This window comes from Vibrio sp. YT-19(2023), assembly GCF_033337395.1.
In genome coordinates, this window is record NZ_JAWOQN010000023.1 from 19,451 (window position 1) to 30,228 (window position 10,778).

8 protein-coding genes are annotated in these 10,778 nt (G+C 45.0%); 1 reads left to right on the top strand and 7 read right to left on the bottom strand.

Going from position 1 to position 10,778, the window contains the following annotated elements; translation table 11 throughout:
- Window positions 1-302: 302 nt before the first annotated feature.
- Window positions 303-1,193, top strand: a complete 891-nt coding sequence (locus tag R7E78_RS16860) for an RNA polymerase sigma factor RpoD/SigA (protein ID WP_262662051.1) — start codon at window positions 303-305, stop codon at window positions 1,191-1,193.
- Window positions 1,194-1,219: 26 nt separating this feature from the next.
- On the opposite strand, the gene R7E78_RS16865 is transcribed toward R7E78_RS16860, so the two are convergent.
- The 7 genes from R7E78_RS16865 to R7E78_RS16895 form a co-directional block, all read right to left on the bottom strand.
- Window positions 1,220-1,594: a hypothetical protein gene (locus R7E78_RS16865; RefSeq protein WP_005375619.1), complete on the bottom strand. Its 375-nt coding sequence runs from the start codon at window positions 1,592-1,594 to the stop codon at window positions 1,220-1,222.
- A 105-nt stretch (window positions 1,595-1,699) separates the two neighbouring features.
- Window positions 1,700-3,838 (bottom strand): ATP-binding cassette domain-containing protein, encoded by a 2,139-nt coding sequence (locus R7E78_RS16870; protein ID WP_053350479.1) that lies wholly within the window; start codon window positions 3,836-3,838, stop codon window positions 1,700-1,702.
- A complete protein-coding gene (locus R7E78_RS16875; protein ID WP_318058081.1) occupies window positions 3,835-5,421 on the bottom strand; it encodes an ATP-binding cassette domain-containing protein in 1,587 nt (528 codons plus the stop codon). The genes R7E78_RS16870 and R7E78_RS16875 overlap by 4 nt, the downstream gene beginning before the upstream one ends.
- Window positions 5,411-6,835, bottom strand: a complete 1,425-nt coding sequence (locus tag R7E78_RS16880) for a TolC family protein (protein WP_258495341.1) — start codon at window positions 6,833-6,835, stop codon at window positions 5,411-5,413. The genes R7E78_RS16875 and R7E78_RS16880 overlap by 11 nt, the downstream gene beginning before the upstream one ends.
- Complete coding sequence (locus R7E78_RS16885) at window positions 6,810-9,041, bottom strand: response regulator (protein ID WP_318058082.1); 2,232 nt, start codon at window positions 9,039-9,041, stop codon at window positions 6,810-6,812. The genes R7E78_RS16880 and R7E78_RS16885 overlap by 26 nt, the downstream gene beginning before the upstream one ends.
- A 3-nt stretch (window positions 9,042-9,044) precedes the next feature.
- On the bottom strand, window positions 9,045-10,394 hold the full coding sequence (locus R7E78_RS16890; protein WP_033906830.1) for an HlyD family type I secretion periplasmic adaptor subunit: 1,350 nt from the start codon (window positions 10,392-10,394) through the stop codon (window positions 9,045-9,047).
- Window positions 10,395-10,403: 9 nt separating this feature from the next.
- Window positions 10,404-10,772, bottom strand: coding sequence for a hypothetical protein (locus R7E78_RS16895; protein WP_031777210.1), 369 nt, complete (start codon window positions 10,770-10,772; stop codon window positions 10,404-10,406).
- Between the last annotated feature and the right edge of the window lie 6 nt (window positions 10,773-10,778).

The window sequence follows — 10,778 nt, forward strand, 5'->3', positions numbered from 1 at the left end:
TCCTCAAGCCTCAAAGGTTTAGTCAGAGTAACGTGGTAAGCGTTGACGATCACGTTGCGTTGTTTTCTTTGAGGCCAATTTGCGTACAAATACTATCACTTTCATATATATAAACCCCCGCCTGCTCACGTTTTTATCATAGAAGCAGTAATTGTTTTAAAGTGATAAGTGATTTCTTGGTAAAGATCAGAACCCCTGTCTACACTCAGTGTAAAGTAATGCATATAAAGCATGATGCATACAGTGTTGTACAAAAACAATTAAAGAAGATAAGAAATAAGTTGGCTTGAGAAGGACGGGGAATGAACAACGAATGCTTTGCTAGGTTCCGAGCTGTCACGGATGAACTGTCAATGAAAGAATCGTTGTCAGTTGGGAAAGACCCTTATGCTCACTATCTCAAAGATATTGTGGGGATTGATTTGTTGTCTCGTGAAGAGGAGTTGCATTACGCCAAACTTAATCGAGCTGGTGATGAAGAAGCGCGCGAAATGTTGATTGAGTCTAATCTTCGACTTGTTGTGAAAATCGCAAAAGGTTACCTCAAACGGCCAGGTAATAACTTTACTCTGCTCGATTTAATAGAAGAAGGTAACATTGGTTTGATAAAAGCGGTCGATAAGTTCGATCCTGAGCCAGGCTACCGTTTTTCTACTTATGCGGTATGGTGGATTCGCGAGAATATAGAAGCGGCATTAATGAACAATGGCCGCACGGTACGTTTACCTGCTCATGTGTGCAAAGAGATAAATAGCCTGGCTTTAAAAAAGCTAGATGCGTCAAAAAGTGAGAGCAAGGAGTTGTCTATTTCTGAACTCTCACGCTGCTCAGGGGTGAAAGCAGAACGTATAGATGAACTTGTTGCTCTAAGTGGTTTTATTGATGTATCGACCACTGCGGACCTACATCGTGTTCCATTTGTTCTTGAACTGTGTGAAAGTGAGTACACGCCAGATCCACAACAAGACTGTGAAAACCAGTGCTTTACTAAAGCCATTGAAAATATTATTAAAACTTTGCCAACTAAGTTGCAGAAAGTCTTGATCCATCGATTCGGATTATTTGACCAGAGAGTGAAAACCTTGTCGGAAATAGGCCTGTTGTTAAACGTGTCTAACGAGCGTGTTCGTCAGATGCAGATAGAGGCGGTTGAACGCGTGCAGAAACGTCTCCGATTCGATGGTTGGGTTTAAGGTTTTTGGCCCCTTATCCTAGCCGATTAATTTACTGGCTTGCTACTCTGTTCTTCCGTAAGTAACAGCAGCTCAAGCTGTGCTTTAGCTGCTGCCTCCAATCTCCATACACTCAATAATCGGTTAAGTGCTGCGCGATAAGTACGACTTTTGAGTAAAAAAGCGAGCGTACTTGTGTAGTTGTTTACGACTTGCGCTTGTGTCTCGACTAATGCGGTTTTGTTTTCGATGTCGATGTGTTGAAGGTTAAAGTCAGGAAGAAACGCACACTCATACCATACCTCTACAATTTCACGAATTTCGAGTTCTTCTTCAGGCACATCGAAGTCTTGTAACTGGTAGTTTTCTGGTATTGTTGATAAATAAACCACATCCAATTTGTCTGCAACAAATGTATACATCGGATTCCTTAGTGTACGCGCTTACAGAGTAAATAGTCTCATCGTTTACATTTTTGTCAATGACCGTGCTCAAGTATGAATGATGAACCACACCACATTCCGAACTTAACTTAGACTTTTTAAGTACTTATCGGTTAACCCGAAATATTTCAGGTTGCCATCTGGCTCCAAGACTAAGCTCATGTTGGATGTAGAGATCATGCCCGGATCATTCGTTGAGAAAATAACGGTCTTATTGAGTAGTTTGTCGCTGAATAACCGCTTGAAGTAGTGCGAGTTTTCTTGCTCAGCACCATTAAATGGCTCGTCAATGATAATCAAAGATTGTTCGCAGTTACCTAGCCCTAATGCGAGCCGCAGTCTTTGTTGAATACCATTTGGTAAACTTTTACAGATATCAACGCTCAATTGAGTGTCCAGGCCTTGTGGCAACCATGTATCGAGCTCAAAGAAACTCACCATTTCACGCATTTTTTCTGTTGGGATTAACCCATTATGCAAGATGAAGTTAGTCTCCAAGGAGCCTTCAAAAATATGCAGGTTAAACGGGATGTAGTTAATCGAGGTTCGATAGCGGTAACTGTTGAATTGTTTGATGTTATAACCGTCCACCGAAACTGAGCCTTGATAGCGTTCCTCTAGCCCAGCGATAATAGAAATGAGCGTCGTTTTACCGCAACCTGTTGGTCCACAAATCACAACTTTTGCGCCCGGTGGAATTTTAAAACCAAGATTAGTTAAGCCTGTTGCCGCACCACTATAACGATGGCTCACACCAGAGCCGACGATACTACCTTGAAATAGGCGAATAGGGGGGCTTTTCTCTAACGTTAGCTTATCGTCATTCATCGCCATAAGGTTGTTGATTTGCGCAGAAGACGCCTTAATGGATTGGAACTTAGAAATAGAGTTGTAGATGCCCATAATAGGCCCCAACGCCTTCCAGACTAAAATTACGGTAGCAAGCATTGCACCTGCATCGGAGGTGCCGTCCATCACGCCGATAACGGCCGCGACGATACTTGCGGTACCAATAACCTGAATCAAACTCCCGCCTGCTGCCTGAACCCTGCTATTAGTCACTGAAACATGTTCTGCATCGTTGGTGCTTTGTAAATGCGATGCGCTAAAGCGGGACTGGATAACACGCAATAATGGCAAGCCTTGGATGGTTTTTATACCACGAAGAATCTCATTCCATTGGTAAGAAACCATGGCGTTGGCGCGAGAGCTCTTGGACGTGGCTTGCGAGTAGATGTAACGAGAATAAACACAGAACACCAACATTAGAATCAACCCCGCCATAACGACTAGCGCTGCGGTACCAGACATAAGAGCAATGGCAATAATGAATACGATAACAAACGGCATGTCGAAGTAGCTTAATGTTGACTCTGCGGTTACCAAACGGCGGAAAGTGTCGATGTCCTTCAATCGTGCTAACTGAGAAGAGACACCAGCGGTAGATGTCATCGAATAAGGAAGCCACAACAGTTTGGATATTACGTTTTGAGAAATATGCACCGCCAAATCCTTTCCTGATGTGGCGATGATGTTGACCCGCATTTTCTTGAAAAAGTATTCCGAGAACCCAACAATCACAGCAAATAACGTGAGCCAATAAAGCGTGGCTTGCGAGCTAGAGGTTAAGGCGAAGTTGTACACACTCATAATAAAAAAGGGCTGGAGTGCGCCGAGAATGCTGACCACGAAGCTGAGAATAATCAGGCTTTTGAGTTCATTGTTGTAGCGATAAAACGCGTATTTAATCCAGTTACTGCGGTCTTGAGATTCAGGTGGAGGTTCTCGGAATAAGCGGGAGTATTCGCTGATCGAGACCAACAAGCACGGCTTCTTGCAGAGCGGGTATTCAATGGTGTTGTTATTTGTGTAATCAAACAGGATCAGTTTGCCGTCTTTAGTGCCCAAGAAAATCGCAGTGAGGTTTTCTATCTCGATAAAACAAGGATGAGGATGCCCCTCGATGTGCTCCAACGTTTTTAGTTTGGTGACGTCACAACGGTAACCAAGGCGTTCAATCGTAGCGATAAAACTGTCGCTGTCTTTTGGTTTAGGGATAAAAGCGTCGCTGAGGATAGAAGGTGTGCCTTCCCATTCAAGCGCTATGAGGGTGTAAGCTAAACCACGAATCAAAGGTGACTCATTGTATCGCTCGTCATAACTGCGAGCCTCAAAGTCCAACAAGCGCTGAGGGACATTATTAAAATCAACCAAAATACTCATTGGTCACCTCCGGTAAGTTTGACGCGTTTGAGGCGATGATTGAGTTTGTCCATCTTGTTGCTGACGATGATGAGGATTTTGTCGTTGGCGCGATAGGCGGTGCTGGTCAAAACCAATCGAGCAAAGTCGTCATCATAAACACAGTCGATGTCGTCGAAGATCAACACACGTTTGTTCGCGAGTAAGGCACGCACTAACAACAAGGCATAAGCGACTTGGCGCGAGAATGGGTTGCGTAAATGTCCTTTAAGCTCGGTGTAAAAACCAGTGGGAAGGGCATCGATTTGTGCCTTGATGTTCATGGTTTCGCAAAGCGCAAATGCCGTGTTATTTAAGCTCGGGCGGAAACAAGTCAAGTTGTCGATGATGGTGCCTTCGACGAACGAACTGGTTTTGTCGACCATGAGCACGCTATTACGCCAGACGTTGTAGTTGACGTCATCGAGCGGTGTCTCGTTGATTTGGATATCGAGCTTGCTGTCGGTGTTTTGCCGCGTAATGCAATTGGCGAGGTGGGTTTTACCTGCGCCGCTTTTTCCCGTCAGCAAGTAAGCCTGACCGCGTTCAAACTCAATGCGTTGTTTTTCCGAATACTTCACCGAGATGCGCTCGACTTCTGTCGTGTCGTTTTGTTGTTCTATAGATGCAGCAAGCTCAAGCAGCTCGGCGATACGTTGAATATGAAGCTTGTTCAACTCCCATCGACTCACCGTGCGCATTACTTGCTGGTATGGCGCGAAGTAGCGGTTGGTAAGCATGATGATGGCAGCCATGATGCCTTGGCTCGATTGCATGTTGATAACTGCCGTTGCCAAAACCACCACCACACAAGCGATGGAGAGCTGTTGTATGAGCGACAAGATAAGGTTGAAGTTTGATTCAATTTGCTCGTATTTGATGTTCTCGACTTCACGTTCTTCCACCATTTGTGTCATCAAGCTCTCAACGCGATATTCCATATTGCGCGCTTTGATATCGAGTGGGCTAGAGATGATCTCGATGATTTTAGAAGTAGTTAAGCCTTCGATGTCGGATTTGTTTTCTAAGCTGTTGATTTTCTGCTTAGATAGGCTCAGTGCGAACACCGCCAAAATGATGGAGGCGAGCAAGATGGTCACTCCCGCCCAAATGTTGATCACACCGATAATCAGAATGGTCAGTATGCTGACGGCAAGGTTGATCAATGCCCGTACAGATTCTCCGCCAAAGAAGGATTTAATCTCGGGAATGGTGGCAATACGCTCTAAGTATTCACCGGGTTCTAGGCGACGAAACTTCGATATCTCAGCCAAACAGATGGATTGAAACACCTTGTTGGTTAAGTTGGTTTCGAATTGCTTCATGATCACCGACGAAATCTTCTCTTCCTGATTCTTTAAGTGATAGTCGAGGAAGATGGTGATCAAGATAATGGCAAACAGAAGAAACAGCGTGTCTTTGGCTTGGTTAGGTAAAACTCGGTCAAAGATAATCAGAATCGAAAAGGGCAGCACTAAACCAAACAGTGTTGAGATCACCGTGGAGAAAGTCAGGTAACACTTGTCAGCAAAGTTAATCTTCTGGGAAAAATGCTCAGTTTGCATTGCTACCTCCTTTCTTAATCGATGGTTTAGAGAGAAGGTGTTTTGGAACTAAGTCTTGATTGCTTCTGCCTTCGATATCGCCCATCAACTGCATGATGCTTTCGATGGATTGCACCGACAGCATGCCTTTGATTTGCTCAAGATTGATCGATTCAATGATGTAGTCATAACGCGCGCTCTCGTAATCACGTAGCGCGCTAAACAGTTTACTTTCCGCTGCCAGTAAGTCGGTAATGGTTCGCGTACCAAGCTGATAGGCGCGTTGAATGCCTTTGTAGGAAGCGTAGTTGGCACGGATGATGTTCTCGTAACTGCTAATAGCTCGGGAGAAGTCGTTAATGTTGAGTACTGAGGTGTTAACGCTATTGCGCGTCGCGAACAATGAATCTTGGTACAGCAGCTCGGTTCGCTCGATGGCAGTCGACGATTTTTGATAACCGTAGTAATCCGAACCGCCGGAGAAAATTGGCACATTCAAGTTCAACCCGACGCTCGTCGAGTTACTGTCCCCTGTTGCGGTTGGGTCGGTTCGGTCATAGTTGTTCGCATCGTCGTAACGGTAACTGGCAGAGAGCGATACGGTCGGCACAAAGTTTGAACCGCTTTCTTTCAAGCCTCTTCGGCTGCGCTCGACGGTTTTCTTCGCAACCAATAAGTCGTTATTGAGCTTCAAAGCTTGTTCAAGAATCTCACGTTGTTCGGATTCGCTGATTTCCTCCAAGGGAACACTTTCGTAGATGTCTTGTGATGGGGTGACTGGGTATTGAACTTGAATCTCTAAACCGTTCAAAATTACGCGCCGGTCTTTCTCTAAGGTTCTTAAGCGATTGGCAATGCCTTCTTTCTGGGCGATTACCTCATACAACTCGCTCGCCGCAGTGTTGCCAAGTTCCACGTTGCGACGCATTTGGCGCTCACGTGTTTCAGACGATTTAAGTTCTACTTGGGTGGCTTTGATTTGCGCGTTGTTTTTGAGGTATTCGAAATATTGCGTCGCGATTTCAGAAATGGTGCTCTGGATTTTGTTCTCGTGTTTGATTTCCTCAATGTTGAAATCCAGCTTCGCGGTGCCGTATTTGAAGATGTCGCCAAGGTTAAACACCGATTGCGATAAAGACACGCTGTAGCTATTTGAGTTGTAGCTTGAACGTTTATCTGGTGTTCCCGTTAATATGGTCTCGTTTTCATTCCATGTTGTATCAGCGGCACCGTTTAAAGAAGGCAGGAACTTAGAACGGCTAATGTCGATGTTGTATTCGTTTTCTTCCACGCCTTTGTCACTAGCGCGCAGAGATAAATTGTTTTCCAAGCCGAGTTTGACCGCCTCAAGCAAGGTGGTCGCCATTGCCGAAGGAGCATTGCTCAATGTAAGCGCTGCCAATACGCAGCTAGTTAAGTTTCTGTACCGCCACATACTTGTTGATCACCTTGATGATTTCGTCGTTTTTATAAGGTTTGCTGATCACGTAATCCATTCCAGCTTCGATACAAGCTTGGTGTTCATTACTGCTGGTCAATGCTGTCGCGCCTATGATGGTGCAAGGGTTTTGTCCGCTCTCTTGTTCGTATTGTCGAATGCGTTTGGTTGCTTCAATACCGCCCATGCCAGGCATGATGCAGTCCATAAAAATGATGTCCGAGCGCTGATTCATGAAGTGCTGAACAGCGTCTGCGCCATCGCCAACGGTGTCGGCTTCGTATTCTTGCTTGCTCAAAATACGTTTGAGTAGAATCTGTTGAACACGGTCATCTTCCACAATCAGGAATGAGCTGTTCTCCATCTGATCTTCTGAGGCTTCCGCTTCCATGATTGCTAAAAGATTGGGGATAAACTCATACGGAATCGCAGGGGAGTTCAGAATCTTGTCGACAAAGGTATGGCTCTCTTGCGCTTGCTGAGTGCTAGTGACCGAGAGCAGCAACTTGGTGTTCGGGTGATTGCGCAGTTGCGATTTCACCGTTTTGCTCAGTGAGGGCAGCTTGTTTGGCTCGAACGTGTCGGTCAGCATGATGGCATCGTATTCGCCAAAGGTTTTTGCCGCAGAGAAGAGTTCGTTCGGCGTTCGAATTGGCGTAATCTCTAAGCCCAAGTTGACTAACATTTTGCTCATCACATCAATGTGCAGCTGAGAGTTGGCACACAGTAATAGGCGCTTATTGTCGAAGCGAGTTTTCTCGGTGTGGAAGCTTTTGGCTTTCAAATCGAGCTGAATTTGAAAACGTTCCTGATTGCCCGATTGATACCAATGGCTCTCGTAATAGCCATAATCTTTCAACACGCTTTTCGCCAAATCGTCTTTGGTTGCAGTGTGCTGTTTATGGTCGCTCCAGTGTAGGGTATTGAGCTTGGCAAGCGGCACATCCAGCGTGGTTAAGAAGTTTAGATTGATGGTCAGGCGGGTATTTTCAATGTCTGACGCCGCACCTGATTCAATGGTGACAAACAGTTTCTTGTCGGCTTTGAGTTGGATGGCATTTGATAGCTGAAGGAACAACACCCAGAATAAGCTGGTGGATTGTCCTTCAACACGGTTTGGTAAGTTATCTGAGATAAAGCAGTCTAGCTCACCTTCATTTCGCTGCACTTTTGAACTGATGTGAATCATCAATTCAGACAGTACATTCAGCAGTGAAAACTCTTTCGATTTGCTCTCGGTCCCTTGTGAAATGAGTCGGTTGTAGTTCTCTGCCAATTCAGACAGGGTATTGGCAGCCGAGGTTATATCTTGCGCCATCAACACTCCGCTCTCATCGGTCTCTTGAACGAGATATTGCACGCCGCCGTTAATGGTGTTGGTGATGCCACGAATCTCGTAACCAATCAGAGCATAGAGCTGCTTGTAGAGATCGTTATTGCGTTTTTGTTCTTCGAGTTTGCTGAAAATCAGTTTTAGGTGAGAGTAGATCTGACGCTGCTTCGGATTGATGCTCACTTCATTCAGCAATTCTTCCAACCTTTGTAAATCCAGTTGTTTGAGCTCTTGATAAAGCTCATCGAATTCTTGGTCAATGTCACGCTCATTCGAGCTGGATTTTTTCAGTTTAAGGATTGCCACCAAGTTCGATAGCACTGCGATACCAACCAGTACGACAACGACCACAAACAACCAAATGAAGAACTCGTTTTTCTCCATCATTAGGTCGCTCGCATGGTTGTTAAATATGGTCCGGTAGTTGTCGTCCATTTGTAGGTAGTTATTGGTGAGCGAGAGGTACAGTGCCAACACATCGTCGCGTGTTTTTTGGCTGTCTGAGAAGCGATTGATTGCCAGTTCAAGCTGCGTGTATTCGGTCGCGCCCACCAAGCTAAACTCGGTTTTGTTGAGTGACGCGAGCGACTTAAATTGGTCAATTTCGTCTTTCAGAACCTCAAAATCAAGCTCTGTTGTACTGCAATAACGTGCGCTTAAACAGCGTTGAAGCGTTTGAATATCAAACTCGATAGTTTGGTTGAGCTGTTGAGCTTGAACCAAAAGAGGCGCGTTTTGCACTTTCTCGACTGAATCCACTTTTTCCCAAGAGATATACAAATAAAAGGCGAGGGCAGCCAGCATCAAGCTGAAAGCAATGCTTAGGCGCATAACAGGAACGGAAATATTGTAAGAAGGTTTGCTACTCATCCATCACCTCTCATCGAATGCGTCTTCGATAGCCGACATAACCGGCTTCGCTGCGTATTCGATCACCCGGCGTGAACCTGTTTTCACGTCTGCGGTAAACTCCATATAAGGGGATAGCTTGTATTGTGTGCCTCCGCGCTCTAGATAGTTTTGACTGATTTGGATTTCCGCGAGGTAGAATTCAGCGTCTTCTTCTTCATAAGAAGAACGGCTGATCGATGCAATTCGACCTTCCAAAAATCCGTATTTGGCAAAGTTGTAGGTATCCATCTTCACTTTGACCGCTTGTCCGATTTCTACAAAACCCATGTCTTTACGCGGGATCTTCGCCTCTCCATGAAGGGCGTTATTGATCGGTGCAATGTCCGCGATGCTTTCACCTGGCGGTATCACAGCGGAGCGGAAGTTGAAGTGCACTTTATCTACTACACCGTCAATAGGGGCGTAAACCACGAGGCGATCCACTTTATCTGAGTGTTGAGGACGCAATATACGTTTCAACTTTAAGTCCTTGTTTGCTTGAATGATTTGCGCTTGATACTCGGCATTACGATTCTCCACCAAGTCTCGGTACTGCTTCTCTAGTTTGTCGAGTTGGAAGCGCTCATTCATGACCGACTCATCAAGGTTTTCAATCTCACGCACCATGTTTGACTCTTGAACCTGCATATTCAGAACATCGACGTAAGACGCCATTTCCTCTTTGTACAAGGTGTTCTTAATATTGAGCTGCTTGCGTATCAAGGAGAGCTGGTTCTCGGAGCTTTTACGGCGCTTGAGCATTGAATCAATAAGCGAATTCTTATGTTGGATATCGTGAGTGATCAACTCTTCATTGGAACGGTTTTTAGAAAATTCTTGCTGCCAGGTATTCATGTTGACTTGCACTAATTCTGGGTACTTTTCGATGTAGGCAGAAAAATCGGGTTCCACCATATCGCGCAGGCTTTCGTAACGAATCTTGTCTAGCTCTAGCTGAATGATCTCTGTGTTTACCGTATCGAGTTGAGTGTTTCTATCCAGAGAGCGAAGGCGTGCAATAGGCTGACCTTCGTAAACCACTTCGCCTTTGCGCACTAGCATTTCTTCTAGAATACCGCCTTCAAGGTGTTGCACTTTTTCGATGTCAGATTCGAGCAATAGCTCACCGCGCACCGACACCACAATGTCGATACGAGCCTGAGATGCCACGGCGATAGCCACCATGGAAAGCAAAAAGATAACCAGCAAGGTTTTGTGTACACTGGTCATTGCACTTGCTAGCACGATTGTATCGTCTGCTGTTACCTTCGAAGCTTCGTTGTTCGAAACAAGCGCCTTTTTGAGGTGATGTTCTATTTGCTTATTACTCATGAGCCACCCCTACGATTCACTACCTGTGCGGCTATCGATTGAATTTTCGATTTTTAACAGCTGGCTAATTTGTTTGTTTACGTTGTTAAGCTCGGTTTTAACGTCCTCGATCAATTCATTAGGAGCAGGGAAATGGTGTTTGTTTAAGTGTTCAAGCTTTGCCAATTTTGGTGGTAAGTCATCATCACATAACAAGACGAGAATGGTCTTTAGCCTTTTTGAATAACATCTGAGTGCTTCAAAACGGTTTTGTTTATGCAGCATCTCAATATCAATCCCTGCATCACTGAAATCTTGGTAAAAATCGCCTAATAGCAATTGCAGCCCCTTATGGCTGTTGTCGACTGAGCGCAACAGATTTGTCATATTTATCATTATCCCACC